This is a genomic window from Candidatus Paceibacterota bacterium, from assembly GCA_035583355.1.
GTDB lineage: Bacteria > Patescibacteriota > Minisyncoccia > Phycocordibacterales > UBA6899 > JAJZQJ01.
Window position 1 is genome coordinate 33,527 of the sequence record DATEZQ010000011.1, and the last position, 17,569, is coordinate 51,095.

At 47.0% G+C, this 17,569-nt stretch carries 12 protein-coding genes; 10 read left to right on the top strand and 2 right to left on the bottom strand.

The genetic code is table 11. The features are described 5' to 3' along the window. From VJ579_04305 to VJ579_04345, 9 genes are all read left to right on the top strand, one after another. Positions 1-5,370 (top strand): hypothetical protein, encoded by a 5,370-nt coding sequence (locus tag VJ579_04305; GenBank protein ID HXK38259.1) that lies wholly within the window; start codon positions 1-3, stop codon positions 5,368-5,370. 175 nt (positions 5,371-5,545) lie between these two features. Continuing rightward, positions 5,546-6,736: a hypothetical protein gene (locus VJ579_04310; protein HXK38260.1), complete on the top strand. Its 1,191-nt coding sequence runs from the start codon at positions 5,546-5,548 to the stop codon at positions 6,734-6,736. A gap of 59 nt (positions 6,737-6,795) precedes the next feature. Continuing rightward, the gene (locus tag VJ579_04315) at positions 6,796-7,860 is read left to right on the top strand and encodes a hypothetical protein (GenBank protein ID HXK38261.1); all 1,065 of its coding nucleotides are present in this window, start codon (positions 6,796-6,798) and stop codon (positions 7,858-7,860) included. Between the two features lie 271 nt (positions 7,861-8,131). Beyond that, positions 8,132-9,316: a hypothetical protein gene (locus VJ579_04320; protein HXK38262.1), complete on the top strand. Its 1,185-nt coding sequence runs from the start codon at positions 8,132-8,134 to the stop codon at positions 9,314-9,316. Between the two features lie 414 nt (positions 9,317-9,730). Continuing rightward, the gene (locus VJ579_04325; GenBank protein HXK38263.1) at positions 9,731-10,906 is read left to right on the top strand and encodes a hypothetical protein; all 1,176 of its coding nucleotides are present in this window, start codon (positions 9,731-9,733) and stop codon (positions 10,904-10,906) included. Positions 10,907-10,983: 77 nt separating this feature from the next. Beyond that, positions 10,984-12,312, top strand: a complete 1,329-nt coding sequence (gene sufB / locus VJ579_04330) for a Fe-S cluster assembly protein SufB (GenBank protein HXK38264.1) — start codon at positions 10,984-10,986, stop codon at positions 12,310-12,312. A 49-nt stretch (positions 12,313-12,361) separates the two neighbouring features. Then, positions 12,362-13,495 carry a SufD family Fe-S cluster assembly protein gene (locus tag VJ579_04335; GenBank protein HXK38265.1) on the top strand — a complete coding sequence of 378 codons (1,134 nt, stop codon included), beginning with the start codon at positions 12,362-12,364 and terminating at the stop codon, positions 13,493-13,495. A gap of 13 nt (positions 13,496-13,508) precedes the next feature. After that, positions 13,509-14,243 carry a Fe-S cluster assembly ATPase SufC gene (gene sufC / locus VJ579_04340; protein HXK38266.1) on the top strand — a complete coding sequence of 245 codons (735 nt, stop codon included), beginning with the start codon at positions 13,509-13,511 and terminating at the stop codon, positions 14,241-14,243. Between the two features lies 1 nt (position 14,244). After that, complete coding sequence (locus VJ579_04345) at positions 14,245-14,535, top strand: metal-sulfur cluster assembly factor (GenBank protein HXK38267.1); 291 nt, start codon at positions 14,245-14,247, stop codon at positions 14,533-14,535. 43 nt (positions 14,536-14,578) lie between these two features. On the opposite strand, the gene VJ579_04350 is transcribed toward VJ579_04345, so the two are convergent. Together VJ579_04350 and hisS are read right to left on the bottom strand one after the other, a co-directional pair. Then, a complete protein-coding gene (locus tag VJ579_04350; protein HXK38268.1) occupies positions 14,579-15,328 on the bottom strand; it encodes a thioredoxin domain-containing protein in 750 nt (249 codons plus the stop codon). A 26-nt stretch (positions 15,329-15,354) separates the two neighbouring features. Continuing rightward, complete coding sequence (gene hisS / locus VJ579_04355) at positions 15,355-16,719, bottom strand: histidine--tRNA ligase (protein ID HXK38269.1); 1,365 nt, start codon at positions 16,717-16,719, stop codon at positions 15,355-15,357. A gap of 127 nt (positions 16,720-16,846) precedes the next feature. On the opposite strand from hisS, the gene yihA reads away from it, so the two are divergent. Then, entirely contained in the window at positions 16,847-17,518 is a 672-nt protein-coding gene (yihA, locus tag VJ579_04360; protein ID HXK38270.1) for a ribosome biogenesis GTP-binding protein YihA/YsxC, read from the top strand. Positions 17,519-17,569 lie beyond the last annotated feature (51 nt).

Here is a 17,569-nt window from a genome sequence, read left to right on the forward strand (position 1 = left end):
ATGATAAGAAATAACGCCTACAATCTTTTCGAAAAGACATGCACAATGATGCTCATCATGGCGTTGTTTTTGGTCAGCAGTGGTGGTCCAGAAAGCATGCGGTTTTTTGTTCATCCACTGGGAGTAAAATCGGCTGAAGCGGCGCAGACGAGCTATGGCAAGGAGTTGCGTACTGCCGAGTTTGTGCTTGGTGGTGGAAGTGATAATGCGTTGCGCGCGAGTGGAGTTATAGGGTATGCGGGGGCGAGCACCTGGGCAACTACAAAGCCCGCACTGCTTACTGGTGGTGATGTGGTAAAACTTTTGGGTACGGGAATTTCTGTCATCAACGCACAGCTTGATGTGTCATATGAATTTCCATCCGCGGCTGCCGCGACAGTTTCTGAGAATAAGATTTATCTTGACGTTGAAGGTGCTGCAACGCAGGGGAGTAACACTCCTGTCAATGAAGCGAATGGCGCATCTCCACTTGCGGTTATGGCTGGAGGAACAGGATACCTACGTACAATACATGATGTAACCAGTTTTTTTGATCGACAGTCTGACGCTACTTGGAATAGTGGTGTGCACGTGATAGCTGCGGTTGCTCCGACGCTTACTGCTGGTAATCGTGCGCTCACGACTGCAAAGCTGCTTGTTACGTATGAGGTTGATATCGATCCGGCGATTACACAGCTCGTGAAGACAGTGCGTATTCCGCTTGCATCGAGTGGGGTTGCAGGAAATACAGGCTCTCGCACTACGGTTTGTGCAGCAGGGGCGACATGTCCTTTCACTTTTGATACTACAGTTATTCGTGATCTTGCTGCTGATGCAGATATTCTTGATGCGCATATTGAATTTTTTGCGCAACAAGCAAGTAATGTAAATTCAACATACAGACTTCAGTTCGCAGGCGGCACTGCATCGCCGCTCTATGCTTGGAATGAGGCAGTTGCAGATACACACAATACACGTGTGCTTTGGGGAGCATTGCCGATCGGCGGGGCGAATCTGCGTGCGCAAACTGCACACACATTGAATCTCGTGAACACTGCGGGTGGCGCGCCGCTTTATGCAACGGGTGGTGAGGTAGTGATTACCTATGTATTCAATCCGACTGCTGCAACACAAACAGAGACGATTCGTTACTTTGTTGATCAGGAAACAGCATCACCTGGATCGGGAGTGAATGCTGCTATTGCGGGAACGAATGTGGTCATTGCAAATGATGCTCCTGTTGTGGAAAAGGCATGGTATCGTATGCAGCTTGCCCCAGTGTTCGCTGCGGCAACAACGATGACCGTCACCCATAGTGTGGGTGGGGTAAATGGTACTGCACAAGTGTACCAGTTTCCTGCTCCTTCAACAGCGCGAAGAGCTGCAAACACACCCGTGGTGATTCATAGCCTTACTCCCGAAACGCTTTCATTCTCCGCGTCTACTCCAGTCGGTGGGACGTTTCGCTTTAGCGCAGCGGGTGGATCTCCTGTCGCTATCGAGGTAGTGACGACATTTTCTTGGAGTTATTCAATTTCGAGTAGTCAGACGAAGACTGCATTGTTTGGTGCATCACTCCCATCGATTGGCCGAAATGTTGGAACTGTCGATAAGGTGCGTCATACGATGCTGTATCTTCCTGAACGTGCAGCAAAAACATTTGAAGATGGATTTCTTGAGGCGCACTATACACATCATGATGCGTCAGCAATTTCAATTTCAAGTGGTATTCATATAGGTTTTGGGACTTCGACGACTGCAAATGCCTTGACTGTGACAGAGCTAGGCGGAACAGGGGGAACATATTCATATAGCGCTCGGTTGTATGCGAAGTTTACTTCTTCAGCTATTGGGTCATCAGTAAATTTGACCAAGCAACGTTATCCGTTTGCGGTTGAAGAGAGCGTTGATGTTGCTGCTGACTTCACCTACTTCGCGAACACTGTTGTACTTACTTATACGGTTGCGGCACCACTTGCATATAGTCCACATCCAAAACAGTTGCGTACTGCTGAGTTTTTACTTGGTGGGGGATCTGAACAGGCGACGCGCGCAACGGGAGTGTATTCGTATGCAGGTGCATCTTGGAATACAACAAAACCTGCAGGAGAATTGATTAAGTTGCTTGGAGATGATGCGGAGGTCGTGAGTGCGTACGTGGATTTATCTTTCTCTACTACGAACATTGTGGCAGTCACCGGACTCACTGTATTGGGGGATATTACGGGTTCTATAGATAGCGATGCAACAAACGTTACGCTTTATACTGCACCGATGAATCAAATTGTGGGTGGAGGAAGTACGGTAACGGGTTATTACCATGCTCAGATTGATGCAACAAGAATGTTTATTGGACAGTCGAGTGCATCGCTCAATGCGGGAGTGAATTTTGGGATTGGTGTTGCTGCGACAGGTCCAACTCGTGCACTCACTTCTGCAAAACTTGTGGTGACCTATGAGAGCACGTACTCACTCAATCCAATGGTAGGAACGAAGACCGTACGTTTCCCACTCGATTCGACAACAGGAACAGATGTCGGCTCCAAGACTACAACATGCACCACCACAGCTTGCGGATTTACCTATAACGCCGCAATTGGAGATTTGCTCAACAGTGATACTGCGAATATTCTTTCGGTGCATGCAGAGATTTCTGCACTTGCGAACTCGGCGGGTGCGGCAGCAGCACGTGCATATACAATTACTATTGCACATTCTCCTGGTTCAAGTGCAACATATAATCCCGTTGAGACCGCACTGGACTCAACAGGCCTTCGTCTTATGTGGGGGATGCCTATCGGGGGAAATGACTTTGTAGTGAATACTCCAAGAACGCTTAATATCGGTGCGAACACGACAAATGTTCCCCTTGCGCATCTTGGTGGAGAGATCGTCGTGACTTATGCATATTCAAGTCGCTCGACAAATCAATCGGAGACACTCGTGTATCCACTTGGGCAACTTGCCGTTGCTCCAGCAGTGGGTGCAACAACAACGATAGGTACTTTTACTCCCGTACTTCCCATGCAGGATGCACAAGTGCAGCAGATGTGGCTCCGAGTGCGCTATTCACCGCATAGTTCACTTTCTGCAATTATTGAGGGAAGTGTCGGTGCGTCATTACTTGGACGCACTTATGCAGCAGGGACAATGACTAATCGTGGAGGTGGTGAAACTTATATTCTCCATGATATGACTTCATTGATAGGAGCATATGCCACTTCAGGGACTGCAATTGGTGCAAAGATAAAATTCGTGACCGCAGCAGTTCCCGCAACTGCAGAATTATTTATCACATATGTTTGGGACGGGAGTCATGGTGGTACGCAAGCGCGTAGCGTTTCATATGTAGCGCCACAGCAATATGCTCCAAGCACGGCTGTTGCGTCAACAACATATCCTTTTGCAATTGATTTTGCGCGTGATGTGGGGAAGATATTCCGAGCTGCTCAGCTTGAAACATTTATTGCTCATGGAAACAGTACCACCATTACACGTGGAGGAATTGAAACATCGCTAAACGGAGTTACTACAACACTGACCGAAGCAGGCGCAGCAACCTCGTATCCATATAATACCGTGATGGTTGATGGATTTACTGCAACCGATTTGTGGGGTAGCGCGAGCATGCCGAGTAGTACGGTTGCACTGCAAGTTCGAAATGCGAAGACCACCACAGTGAATTATCTGAACTTTAGTAACGTGCTCACGGTTACTTACGAGGAAATGCAAGCGGTACGAAGGGCAACATTTATTCAGGCGGGTTTCCGTATATATGCGGACAATGGAGCACTTACGCCTCTTGATTCTTGGTACCCGGGGTATCCGAATCAAATCGGAGATGATCAGGAGATGACCGTAGCTAATAGACCGGTCAGAAAGAGTGACAGTGTACGTTTGCGTATCGCACTTGCCGTGAGTACCTCGACAATGCCTATAGATGATCGCGCATTTCAATTGCAGTCCGCATTGAAGCCGATTGGTACATCTTGTAGTGCGATTGCGCCTGCATCATGGACTGCGGTAAGTAGTACGGGAGACTGGTCGGGATACAACAATACAGGTCTTGCAGCGTCAGCGATTATACCGACTCCACTTGTTGCGGTGAGTATTGGACATGTTCCACAACTCTATTCCGAAGATGGAATAACGGGCACAAATCCAAATGCTGCGAATGTTAGCGAGACAGGAGATGTCATTGAGTATGATTGGGCATTAAAACGCAATAATGCAGTTAAAGATGCTGACTATTGTTTCCGTGTCACTGAAAGTGATGGTACTCCAATTTTTGGATATGACTTCTACCCAGTTATGCGTACTGCGGGGTATACACCAGAAATCGCGTCTTGGCGTTGGGTGGACAACTATGCAAATGAAGCAGGTTGGCAGTCGTTGCTCGGTGCTGGATTGAATATTGCACCATCGGGGCTTCCAAATAGAACTATTATAAAGCTACGTGTTGCTTTGCAGGATGTTGCGAATGAATCCGGAAGTAATGAGCGTTACGCAGTGCAGTGGTCTGAAGATCCAACATTTACAACAGGGGTATTCTTTGCAGACTTAGAAGGGAATTGTGTTGCAACAAGTACGTTTTGCTATGCAATAGGAATTGGTGCTGATGATACGAGCCTCAGTGTACAGACCATAGGTGGTACGGTGCTCGGGAGGCATAATGAAGCAACGAGTTCTTCAACATTCTCTCCTGCAGCAAATAGTCTGACTGAGATGGAATATACACTGACTTCACAAAGGCAGCGTACTGGACAGGCATATTACTTCAGGCTTTTTGACGTGAATAGGGGAATACCGTTACTCAAGAGCGCCTCTGTATACCCATCACTTACTGCTGAGGGTGCGACGGTCAATGGTCTTGTTAGTGGTGTAAATGCTGGTGTTACTATAGATGGCTTAGTAACAACAGGCACGACAACTGCAACAACTACTCCATTCGGAATGTTGACGATGGATACAATTGCAATACTTGCGCACCGCATCAGTATCTCCACAAATGCGATGATGGGTTATCAGGTGAATATGCAAGCAGAGGGTGATCTTAAGAATTTGTACGGTGAGATCGTTCCGTCAATTGCGGGCGCTCCTAATGCAGCACCGGTCAGTTGGAGTGTTGGTTGTCCAGCGCTGAGCGTAGGATGTATTGGCTACCATACTTCTGATCATACATTGAGTCCTGACGGTGTACCTGATCGTTTCGCTGCGAGCGATACGTGGGCAGAATTCGCGACTTCAACGCCTTCAGAGGTTGGCTATTCTGATCTACCAACTGTAGGGACGGAGCAGTTCGATGTTGTGTATAAAATCGAACCCCATGCAGCTACTCCTCCAGGGTCTTATCGTACAAATATTTTGTATATAATTACCCCTGTCTATTAATAGAGTAGAGAGAGCGAAAAACGGGGTATAAAAGTTCAAAAATGAAGAAAGAAGCATGACGAATGCCATGCTTCTTTTTTGATTTCTTAGTCATGGTGGGCAGGCAATAAAATATGAGCGCAATTTCTGTGGAAAAGTAAAAAATATCCAGTATTTTCAGTGTATAATATAAGTAGTGAACACACATTCGCACAAAGCGACGCAGCAACTCTTCGCCCTGTTTTTTGGGTTTTTGATGCTGCCGATTTTCGCTTTTGCAGCCTCCTTTGAAGTGACTCCAAAGGTTATTGATGTGAAAGGAAAAGTACGCGAGATCAGCCATCATAATTTGACGCTGAAAGCGACTGGCGCAGGCGTCTCTACACTGTATGTTTGGGTTGTTGATGTTGATCAGGTGAAGGGTGATCTCGCAAAGAGTGATATGAGTGGCATCAATGCAAACTCACTTGACGCAAGCCCCTCACGCTGGATCGAAATACCCCGTTCAATCAACTTGCTTCCTAAGGAAGAACAGACGGTACCATTTCAAATGCAAATACCTGCGCGTGCAAGACCAGGCAATTATCATGTGGCGCTAAAATTCGCATCGGGTCAAACGCAATTTGATGCACAGAAGTGCGAAAGTTGTACTGAACAAGTATTGATGAATATCGAAGTCACTGAAGATATTCGAGAGAAGTTACAACTGTTTTCATTTACTGCTGCGAAGAATATTTTTGTTCGACCGAGTGCTGAATTTAGTTTTGCAGTTGAGAATACAGGTAACCGTGCGCTTGTCCCTAATGGCAAGATACGAATTTTTGATAATACGGGAAAAGAAGTCGGGCTTGTTGATGTAAATGCAGACGGGAAACAAGTGGAACCAAAAGGCAAAGAGTTATTAGCTGCATCGTGGGCGGCAGGGGGACACTTCGGAAAATATAAAGCCATGCTTGATATGAGTTATGGTCAACGTGGTACGATGCAAGACGTCGTATATTTCTGGGTTATTCCTTGGTCAAAGATGCTTGGTTTCGGTTTCACGCTCATTGTGCTCATGGTGCTCTTTATGTTATTTGCGCGTGGACGAGATCTTGCTCGCCCACAGTATGCATATGCAGAAGCAGTAGAACCTACACCTGCGCAAGAAGCAGAAAGTCAGGTTGAAGAAAATGAAATACGCGAGGGCATGCTCAGTCGCATTGCGCGACGCTTTAGGAGGAATGGAAATCGACTCGAGGATGTCATTAACGAGAGCGAATTGAGCAGTCTCACTGAAGTTAATATCCCTGTGCGTACACGTACTGTTCCTCCTGCACACTATTCCGTGCAGCTCGAACAGAAGGTTCGCGTGGTTCCTGAGAATCATATCGTGCGCCTCCGCTAGTCAATATGATAGAGAGGCATATTCACAAAAAAATCAGTAAAAAGGCCATACTTTTCGGTATGGTCTTTTGCCTTTTGCTTCCCAGTACATTGTATGCACAGGAGGAGTTCCATCCGGAAGGTTTTTCGGCTGAACCTGCGATACTTCGTGTCTCCGTGGAAAGAGGAGGGCAGTTTCGCTCGTTCTTTAGTCTTCTAAATTCAGGTGATACGGCACTTACGCTCGATATTCTTGTCGCTGATTTCGTACCAATAAACAGTACGGGGGGAGTGCAAAAGATGGAAGGTATCCCTGAGAAGGATGATCCTGTGCGCGCATCGGGTTGGTTTTCAATTCCTGAGGGTCCGCTTATAGTTCCTCCAAGGCAGAAGTTGCGCGTCCCATTCTCTATTTCGGTCCCTTCAGATGCAAATCCTGGTGGGCGCTCCGTCGTTATTGAGCTTGAAACCAGGGGTGGATCTGCGCGTGAGCGTATGAATATGCTCAACTTCGTGACTGTGCCAGGAGAAGCGAAGGAGCAGCTCACTATTCTTTCATTTGGACGAGATGCCATAATGACCGCTACTGCACATGGTACCTTTAGTCTTTTGCTCAAGAATGACGGCGAGACACATTTGCGACCGGAGGGGGAAGTGGTGGTACGTAATATGTTCGGAGTTGAACGTGGCCGTTATTCACTCGAAGGTCTACTTGCTCCGGGTACTATCATACCCAATGCAAAGCGCAGTGTTGAGTATAAGTGGGTTGGCTCACTGAGTGCATTTGATTTTGGCCTATGGAATGCACGCGTTGCGCTGCGTTACGGTGAGGGTGGAGCAAACTCTGTGGGAGACCGTACCTTTTTCCTCGTACTTCCATGGAGGGCATTTCTGCTTATTGTATTTATCTTGGGTGGTTCGGTGCGATTCTTTATGTATGCGGTGGCGCGTTTACGAAAAGACCTTGCGCATATTTCCATAGACAATGATGGTGCTGCCGTTGAGAGAACCGTAAGCGTTCAGTTGCTCATCATTCCGTTTATCGCAGGCCTGTTGTTGCTTGTTGTGGTGACAGGAACAATGTTTTCTCTTCTTTCGGGGAAAAATGAGGGGTCATTTGAGCGAGTACAAAAAGTAAATCGATAGACGCACAAACTTTCCACAGGTTGTGCGTTTTTTATACAGAGTTGTCCACAGTTTTATGCACAGTTTATTAACAAATGTAGTATAATTACAGTTAGGAGGCCGTCCTCCACGAGTAAAGATATTCGATGATCTTCTCGTGCGCATAAGAAGCGGGTTTTCCACTTTCGGCGTTATTTATAACGCTTATAGCAGCTGTACCACTCGGTACAACTTTTGCGCCCCACTTATACGTTTAAATAGCGTCCCATAACGCTGTTTAGCAGGTTTTAAAATGACATATTCACAATCCCTTGCTTTCTTTAGGGAGCAGAAGGCGTTTTCCGCCTTTCTGTCTGTCATTGTGATTATCAGTTCGGTAGGAGCAGTTTTTGCAACGCAAGTTGCCTCAGCTGCAAACCTTGCTTTTGGAAATGTGACCGATACGATGAGTAACGCTCGCCTTTCAACTGCAGGGACAACGTATTACTCAGCACATACATTCAAGTTCACTCCGAAAGTGGACATCACTGGCGGACAAGCGGTGACGTTTACTTTCCGCGCAGACGATGCAAGTATGGGCAGAGGGAATACAGGTACAAATTTCGATGCAGCATTGATTGATAACCAGGACGTTTCCATTCCAGGAAAGGTCATCGGTTCAAGCTGTGGAGGTGGTGAGAATTTCTCATTCACTACTACAGCTACAGTGTTGACGCTGAGTACGTGCCCAGGTAATACCATTGCCTCTACATCACCTTTTGTTGTTACTTTTGGTAGCAGTACGAGGAATATGATAAAGACTCCGGCACCTGGTCCAACGTATGATGCGTATAGCTATCAGATCGATATTGCTGGTCCAGCAAGTCAGTTCTCGTCAACGCTTGTTGCGCTCGTCAGTAATGTACTGGTTTCTGCTTCAGTGGATCCAGTGTTCAACTTCACTATTTCGGGTCTTGCAAGTAGCACTACACGTGATGGAAAGTTGATCGATATTGATACCTCTACTTCAAGTATCGCTTATGGAGCACTTCCTGTGGGGACACCGGTCACCGCAGCACAAGAGCTTCAGGTGACAACAAATGCAAAAACGGGCTTCAATGTTACGGTAGTCGCTGATCAACCATTCCAGTCATCAAATGGCTCGGTGATCGATGGCTTCAGTGCAACAGCGGGAGCACCACAGGCATTTGTTGCGCCTACGGGCATACTTGCAGATGATACGACATGGGGTCACATTGCGTTGTCTACGGATGATGCGAATATTCCCGGCGCTGCAACATTGAGTGGTGATAAGTGGACGGGAGACTTTGTGCGCGGTATTCCTGTTTCTGTCTTTGGTAATGCTTCGTCAACCGCAGGTGTTGGCGTAGGCTTGGGTACGACTACGGTCTTTTATAGAACGCAGATCAGCCCACTTCAAGAGGCGGCAACAGATTACTTCACCAATCTCATCTACGTCGCAACTCCAACGTTCTAGCGATAACACCTAAAGAAAGCAAAACGGAGAAAACGCACCATTTATGGAGGCGTATTTTCCGTATTAGGAAAGAATTTGCATTTGCTATTCGGTTATGAAAGGGGGTATGGGGATAACTTTTTACTGTCAACGAGGTTGTGAGAAGCTTATGCACATCTTGTGCATACTTTTTTATTAGTTGTCCACAGGTTTATCAGCAGGTTGTTCACATCTGTAGTATAATTACATGTAGGAGGTAATCCTCCGCCAGCTGGTGAAAAAGCCATCTGGGGCGCATAAGTTTGCGGGTTTTCCACTTTCCATAGCGTCGTCGAAAAACGCTACAGCACTTATGTATTTACGCTTGTAATTACATTTTTGCACCCACGCTTATTCGTCTAAGCGGTGTCCCATAACACTGCTTGTATAGTTCTTATGAATTACACAAAATTGTTTGCTTACTTCAGGGAACAGAAGGCATTTACTGCTTTCCTTAGTGCCTTGATGGTTATTAGTACCGTCTCAGCAGTATTTGCAGGTCGCTATGCGTCCGCAGCTACTATCGCAATCAGAAATGTAAGCGATACGCTGGACAATGCGCGTATTAGTACGGGTGCAGTCACACAGTACTCAATACATAAGTTTGTATTTCAGCCAAAGGTTGATATTGCTGAGGGTTCACCCCTTAGTTTCAAGTTCTACCCTAATGCTGATGTTACAAATTTCGATCTTAGCCTCCTTTCTCTGGGTTCCGATATCGCAGTTGCGGGAAAGACCGTCAACGCCACACTCGGAGCTTGTGGAGCAGCTGACTTTATGGCTACGGTTGCGGCAGATCAGCTTGATCTGACGCCATGTGTTGGTCATGGAGTAATGTCATCGTCAACTGTATATACAGTTACGATTGGTAGCGCTGCGGGTAATAAGATCGTGAATCCTCAGCCAACTTCAGCTACAGCAGCGAACTACATGATTGAGCTCTTCAACACTGCAACAACGCAGTCAACACGTATTCGTGTTGCACTCGTTGAGAATGTTGACGTGACCGCTCAGGTTGATCCAATCTTTGACTTCACTGTTTCTGGTATCGCAAGTACGACGGTTACGTCATACGGTGCTATCACGACAGACTCAAGCACATCGACGATCAACTACGGAATTCTCCCAGTAAACGTTGCGCAGACCGCTGCACAAATGCTCCAGGTGAAGACCAATGCACGTCAGGGCTTCAATGTCACAGTCGTTTCAGACCAGCCATTCCAGTCTCAAAACGGTGCAATCATCGATGGTCTTGCAGCATCGGCTCCGGCAGCGTGGTCAGTTCCAACAGCAAATGTAAATGATGACATTACGTGGGGTCATATCGGTGTCTCTTCGGATGATACTGCTATCCCAAATGGTGGCATCTATGCATATGCAGGACAGGCATATACTGGTGATTTCGTTCGCGGAACAGCAGTATCTATCTTTGGAAATGCATCATCGACCGCAGGTGTTGGTTCAGGAACAGGTACGACAACCGTCTACTACAAGACTGAAATCAGCCCACTCCAGGAAGCAGCAACGGATTACCACATGAATCTCATTTACGTGGCAACCCCAACCTTCTAATACTGAAGAAAGCAAAAGAAATACACTCCTTTATGGGGGGTGTATTTTTTTCTGCTTCTGCTATATTGCGTAGAACGATGCTAAATAGCGCAGTACAATTTGGTCCAACCGAGGAGTTGGTGCGACATATTTCTGCGGTGAAAGATGAACCAGCTTGGATGCTCGATCTTCGTCTTAACGCACTACGTCTGTGGCAAGAGACTCCAATGCCCACATGGGGGCCTGATCTTTCAGGGCTCGATTTTAGTGGTATGTCGTATTTTGCCGATCCTCTTGTTGATGAGCAGTACTCATGGAGTGGGGTACCTAAGGAGATCAAACAAACATTCATTGACCTCGGTATACCTGAAGCAGAGCGCGAGTACTTGGGTGGTGTTGGGGCGCAGTTCGACTCGGGGTCAGTGTATCACCACTTGAAAGCAACACTTGAGGCAAAGGGGGTGCTATTTGAAAACATGGATACTGCGGTGGAAAAGTATCCAGAACTTGTGCGCGAGTATTTTATGACTTCTTGTGTGGCAATTGGGGAACATAAGTTTGCCATGTTGCATGCCGCTTGCTGGAGTGGTGGGACGTTTATCTACGTCCCCAAAGGAGTCACTGTGGAGTTGCCACTTCAAGCGTATTTCCGCATGAATAAAATGCACTCCGCACAGTTCGAACACACACTCATTATCGCGGATGAGGAGTCGAGTATTACCTATATCGAAGGGTGCTCGGCGCCGCAGTACACCGCATCATCATTGCATGCAGGTTGCGTGGAAATATTTGTGAAGAGGAATGCGGCAGTGCGCTATATCTCTGTGGAGAATTGGTCGAAGAATACGTTTAACCTCAATACGAAGAAAGCGATTATCGGTGCTGATGCCAGGATGACATGGGTAGGCGGGAATATGGGAAGCAAGGTAAGTATGCTCTATCCCTCATCCGTACTCCTCGGCGATCGCGGGAAGAGTGAAGCGCTTAGTGTTGTTGTTGCGGGAGCGGGGCAAGTACAAGATGTGGGCGCAAAGGTGATTCATATTGGTAAGGATACTTCGTCAATGATACGCTCGAAGTCAATTTCCAAAGATGGTGGAATTTCTCATTACCGAGGCTTAGTGAAAATTCTTCCAATGGCAATTGGCGCAACCACTCATGTGCAATGTGATGGGTTACTGCTTGATAACAATTCTATTTCAAGCGCACTTCCTGTGTACAAGATAGAGAACGCACATACCCACGCTGCACACGAGGCGCGCGTTGGTCGTGTTGATATGGAGGCACTTTTTTATGCAAAAAGTAGGGGGCTTAGTGAGGCTGAGGCAATACGTATGCTCGTGGGTGGTTTCGTTGCGCCGATTGCTGCCGCACTCCCTTTGGAGTATGCAATTGAATTCAATAGACTTCTTGATCTGGAGTTTTAATGCTCCTCGACACGAAACGTATAAGCCATTATGATTAGATAAATAGCGTATGGAACAACGAACACAAGAGCCAGCATGGCTGACTACATGGAGGAACGAGGCAAGGAGTGCTGCAGAGCATCTGCCTGAATCGGTGACGTACGAAGGGGGTATTAAAGGGGTTTTTTCTCATACTCCGAGCTTTGATGGAGAAGCGCCAACCTATCGCGTAGTGAGTATTGAAAAGGAACTTGAGCTCTATACGCTCAAGGAGGCATATGAAACACTCGGAATAAATGATTTGCTTAAGGGCCTTTTGGGAAGCTCGCTGGTTCCATTACCACTTATACAAGCAGAAGCGATGGCGCGCGCGAAGATTGTGAGTGGTCTTTTCTGCTATGTGCAACCGAAGATTGATGAAGTCGGTACTTTTGTGGAGCAAAAGATTTCGCTCGAGACGACGCTCGGTGCAAAAAGCGCAGCAGATATTCTTGTTGTTATTGCAAAGACCGGCGCGCGCGTCGTTATTGAACACAGCTTTGCTGGTGCGTCGGATTCAAGTACGCTTTGGAGGACATGTATCGTGGTATGCGAAGAAGGTGCCGAAGTTCGATTTATCGATGAAGTAGATCAAGTATCGGGTGCAATTGCAGTCGACCGTTTTGGACTTATTGGCGATCGTGCGAAGGTGGATTGGATTGAGAATATATCAGCTCCAATACTTTATCGCTCTCATATGACGAATATGCTTGCAGGTGCTGACGCGAGCGCAAAAGTTGAGCATGTGCTCCTTGCGCAAGCTGAGGCACAATATGATATCAGTGCACAATCATTACTTCGCGCAGAAGGTACAAGAAGTAATATTGTTGCGATTGGGGCAGTGTATCAAAGAGGACATATTATCTATCAAAGTAATAGTGATACGGGCAATGCCGCAGCACATGCAAAGGGGGAGGAGCATGCAAAGTTCCTGCTTCTTGATGATGCTGCGCGTGTTGACGTGGTGCCATTGCTTACGGTAGGGAATAGTTCAGCACAGGCGGAGCATCGTGTGGTGGTAACGCATGTTCGTGATGAGGAAATGTTTTATGCATCAGCAAAAGGTCTTGGTGTAGAAAATGCCCGCCTACTTGCACTCGAGGGATTCTTTGCGGAGGCAAAGCATTCAGATCGATTACGGGCAAAATTAATAAGCCTCGCGTAATAAAATAACACATATGTCTACGTTGCAGCTTTCAAAAGTTTCGGTGAGCGCTCATGAGAAGGTGGTGGTCAAAGATTTTGATCTTACGCTCCATCTTGGAGAACTCTATGTGCTGATGGGTGCAAATGGGTCCGGGAAGTCTTCACTTGTGAACGGCATCTTCGGTCACCCTAAATACACTCTAACGGGCGGAACTATTTTGCTTGACAATGAAGACATAACGCAGTTTGTTACTGAGGAAAAAGCACGCAAGGGTTTGTTTCTTTCGATGCAACACCTCCCAAATATTGCAGGTGTAACTCTTGTAAATTTCCTTCACCGTATTGCGAAAGAAGTGTATGGAAATACAGATTCTCCGATTGCGTTTTATGATGACCTCGTGAAGTCCGCAGATGAATTTGGTCTTGATAAGGGGTTATTGCTACGGGAAGTGAATAACGGTCTTTCGGGTGGAGAGAAGAAGCAAGCAGAATTGCTCCAGCTTATTGCACTGCGCCCCCAGTTCGCATTCCTTGATGAGATCGATGCAGGCATGGATCTTGATGTGCAGAAGAAGCTACACAGGGTTATTGATCACTTACGTAAGAGTGGGATGGGTATTGTGCTCGTCTCCCATCACTTGCACATACTCAAGGAACTCGCACCAGAATCCGTACTTGTGATGAAGGAAGGACGTATCGTCGAGTCTGGTGGTGCTGAGCTCGTCGATCGCATCCTGTCCGAAGGTTTTGCGGGGCTTGTCGAGTAATATGACGAAAGATATTAAAATAGAAGACATCGTGCGTGTGCTGAAACGCGTCATCGACCCTGAGATGCATATCGACATTTATTCACTGGGGCTTGTTTATGACATCAAGCAGAGTAGCGCTGGTGCACTCGTCACAATGACGCTCACGACGCCACTTTGTCCCTATGCAGATGAAATTGTTGCCGATGTAAAGAAAGCAGTTGAATCCCTTGGCATGCATGTGGAGGTCAAGGTAACCTTCACTCCTCCTTGGGTGCCGCCCGCAAACCTACGCGCAATTTTTGGCGTATAAAAAATGGACTTACGTCCATTTTTTATTTTCGGCTTTATTAAGATTAGAGGCCAACCTGAGCGAGCTGTGCCTTGATTGCCTGAAGTGGAAGAGCTCCATTGATGACGGTCTGCTTTCCTGTCTTCTTATTGAAAGCGACGGTGAATGGTGTTCCCTGAACGCCTGCACGTGCTCCGCTCTCAATGTCCTTCTGTACACGTCCTGCCATCTTTCCGCTATCAAGACATGCAGAGAACTTTGCTGCGTCGATTCCTGCGGTCTTTGCAATCGGATCAAGCTTTGCGCGATCGAGGGCATTGTTTCCAGGGCTGACGGAAAATACAGTGTCTACGAACTTCCAGAATCCTTCTGCTCCTGCAATCTCATTTGCACACTCTGCTGCTTCTGACTCCTTCTTTGAGTAGGTGTGGAAGTCGAGAGGGTACGAACGGTAGACCCACTGTACCTTGCCCTCGTAATCCTTCATGAGCTGATTCATGCTGTCATGATGTCGCTTACAGAATGGGCACTCAAGGTCGGACCATTCAAGGAGGACGACATCTGCGTTTGCATTGCCACGAATGTGGTCATCGCTGCGTATTGCGAGTTCTGCTTTATCTACAACTACTGCAGGTGGTTGTTGCTGGCCCGCGCCTGCATTTACAACTGCGGCTGGGCTTCCATCACGTGATCCTCCGAGGATGACTGCTGCGGCGATAAGGCCACCTGCGATGATGATTGCTACAGGAATCGCCATTGGATTTGCCTGTGGTGCTGCGTGAGCAACTGGCTGTGTGTGTTCTTCGTTGTTCATATTGGATGAGTATAACATGATTTTTATTAAGCAAGCATTGATTGAATGGTTTCTATAAGTGCTCGTTCGTGGACTTCGATTTGATCGCCGGAAATAAGGTTACGGACAATAATTGTTTCCTTTGTAAGTTCCTGTTCTCCGGTAATGAGTGCGACTTGAAATCCGCGTTTATTTGCATATTCAAGCTCCTTTCCGAGTGCACGGTCAGTGAGATAGACTTCGGTCGGAATATTCGCCGCACGCAGGAGCGCTGCTTGCTTCAAATATATGTTTCCATGGGTCGCAAGTGGCATTGCCGTGGTGATGATGACCGGTGCTATCGCTGAAGTATCTGCCTTGATGAGTCCAGTTTTGATGAGGCGAGGAAGGAGTCGTGAGACACCGATAGAGACACCAACTCCGGGGAGCTGTCGATCAATGAAGCTACCGGCGAGGTTGTCGTAACGACCACCTGAGGCAATGCTTCCGATGTCTGCATGATTATCAAGTCTTGTTTCAAAAACATTTCCTGTGTAATAGGCGAGTCCTCGAGCGATTGACAGATCGATACAGAAATGACGCTCGGAGACTCCCAGTGCGCGGAGTCCGATAATCATTTGTTCAATTTCCTCAAGTCCTTTCGTGAATTGAGTTCCTAGTTGCTGTGCCCTTAAACTGAGGAGTTGCTCATCAGTACTTCGCGTGTCTGTAAGCAGGGAAAGTGTGCGCTCTGCTACAGTGATGTTCATCCCACAGTTTTTGAGTGCGTGGATTGAGTCTTCATGAGACACCTTTTCAATGCGATCGATTACAAGCAGAGCTTCGGTGATTTTTGAATCATCGAGTCCTGCACCCGCAAGAATGCCCTGAAGAATTTTACGATTACCGATACGTATCGTGAAGTCTCCGATTGAAAGTTCGGTAAGAATATTCGCTATTACCGAAAGCACCTCTGCGTCATGGAGCGTGTCGAGAGTGCCATCTCCAATGACATCGATATCTGCTTGGATGAATTGACGATAACGTCCTTCACGAGGTCGCTCGCCACGGAAGACTGGTCCAATAGCATAGCGACGGAAAGGAAATGCAATCTCTCGTTGGTGTGCTGCAACATAGCGTGCCATAGGTACGGTATGGTCGAAGCGTAAGACAAGATCTTTGCTATCAGTAGGGGAATCTTTTGCCGGATTCATAAGGCGGAGTCCATACATCTGTGTACTGATCTCACCTTCTGATTTCGCAGTCATTACTTCCTCTCTTTCGACAAGCGGAGTTTCAATAGGGACAAAGCCTGCGCGCTCGTAGTGCTTGCGAATTACATCGAGCACTTTTTGTTGCGCGATTGCTTCGTTGGGGAGCAGTTCAGGAAAACCACTTGGGCTTTGCAGAAGATTCTTTGGAAAATCTGACATGTAGTTATAATAGCGTAAATACTGAGAATGGGGAATGGGAAAAAGCGTTGTTGCAGCAGTCTAAATTTCGCTTCAGAGGCTCTCTTAATGTCTTCCCATAAGCGCTTTTTTATGTTATGGTGCATGGATGAAAACTCCTCCCAAGCAAGATAAGCCACACGTGCCTTATCATCTACGCAATTACGGAAAAGTTGGTCCATCAGGCTCAATGAAGCAGGGTGATGGTCGTGAGGGTGTCCGCGTACGATTCACTCGTGGTATTCACGGTACTGATGATATTTTGAGCATGCCCTATCCACAGATAGCTTTTGTTGGCCGCTCAAATGTCGGAAAGTCTTCAATCATTAATGCTCTGCTTGGGGGCGTCTTTGCACGCGTTTCTGCGACACCAGGAAAGACTCAGGAGATCAACTTCTACACAGTAGATGACCGCCTCTTCGTTGTAGACCTTCCAGGCTATGGATATGCAAAACTTCCAATCCCGATTGCTGAGAAAATTCGTAAGCATATTCTTTGGTACCTAGGGAGCGATGAAGTCCGTCCAAAGGTCGTCTTGCTCATTCTCGATGCGCGTGTTGGGGTGACTGATGCGGACCGCGAGCTTATCAAGGTCGTTGAGGCAGAAAAGCATCCATTGCTTGTCGTGCTCAATAAGTGGGACAAACTCAATCAGTCTGAGGCGGTGCACGCAATGCGTAATTTTAAAGCTGAATTTCCACATCTCGAGGTGATGCCTGTTTCTGCGGAAAAGAAGTATAATGTTCCCGCACTTTTCGAGCGTCTCGAGCTCAAGAAATAGTACTAACCAAAACACCACTTGCGATGTGGTGTTTTTGTGTGTTCACATGCA

Coding starts and splice junctions, on each gene's coding strand:
- yihA (HXK38270.1), top strand. CDS start 16,847: ATGAAAACTCCTCCCAAGCAAGATAAGCCACACGTGCCTTATCATCTA.
- VJ579_04335 (HXK38265.1), top strand. CDS start 12,362: ATGGAACAACGAACACAAGAGCCAGCATGGCTGACTACATGGAGGAAC.
- VJ579_04315 (HXK38261.1), top strand. CDS start 6,796: ATGGTCTTTTGCCTTTTGCTTCCCAGTACATTGTATGCACAGGAGGAG.
- sufC (HXK38266.1), top strand. CDS start 13,509: ATGTCTACGTTGCAGCTTTCAAAAGTTTCGGTGAGCGCTCATGAGAAG.
- VJ579_04325 (HXK38263.1), top strand. CDS start 9,731: ATGAATTACACAAAATTGTTTGCTTACTTCAGGGAACAGAAGGCATTT.
- sufB (HXK38264.1), top strand. CDS start 10,984: ATGCTAAATAGCGCAGTACAATTTGGTCCAACCGAGGAGTTGGTGCGA.
- hisS (HXK38269.1), bottom strand. CDS start 16,719: ATGTCAGATTTTCCAAAGAATCTTCTGCAAAGCCCAAGTGGTTTTCCT.
- VJ579_04320 (HXK38262.1), top strand. CDS start 8,132: ATGACATATTCACAATCCCTTGCTTTCTTTAGGGAGCAGAAGGCGTTT.
- VJ579_04305 (HXK38259.1), top strand. CDS start 1: ATGATAAGAAATAACGCCTACAATCTTTTCGAAAAGACATGCACAATG.
- VJ579_04350 (HXK38268.1), bottom strand. CDS start 15,328: ATGAACAACGAAGAACACACACAGCCAGTTGCTCACGCAGCACCACAG.
- VJ579_04345 (HXK38267.1), top strand. CDS start 14,245: ATGACGAAAGATATTAAAATAGAAGACATCGTGCGTGTGCTGAAACGC.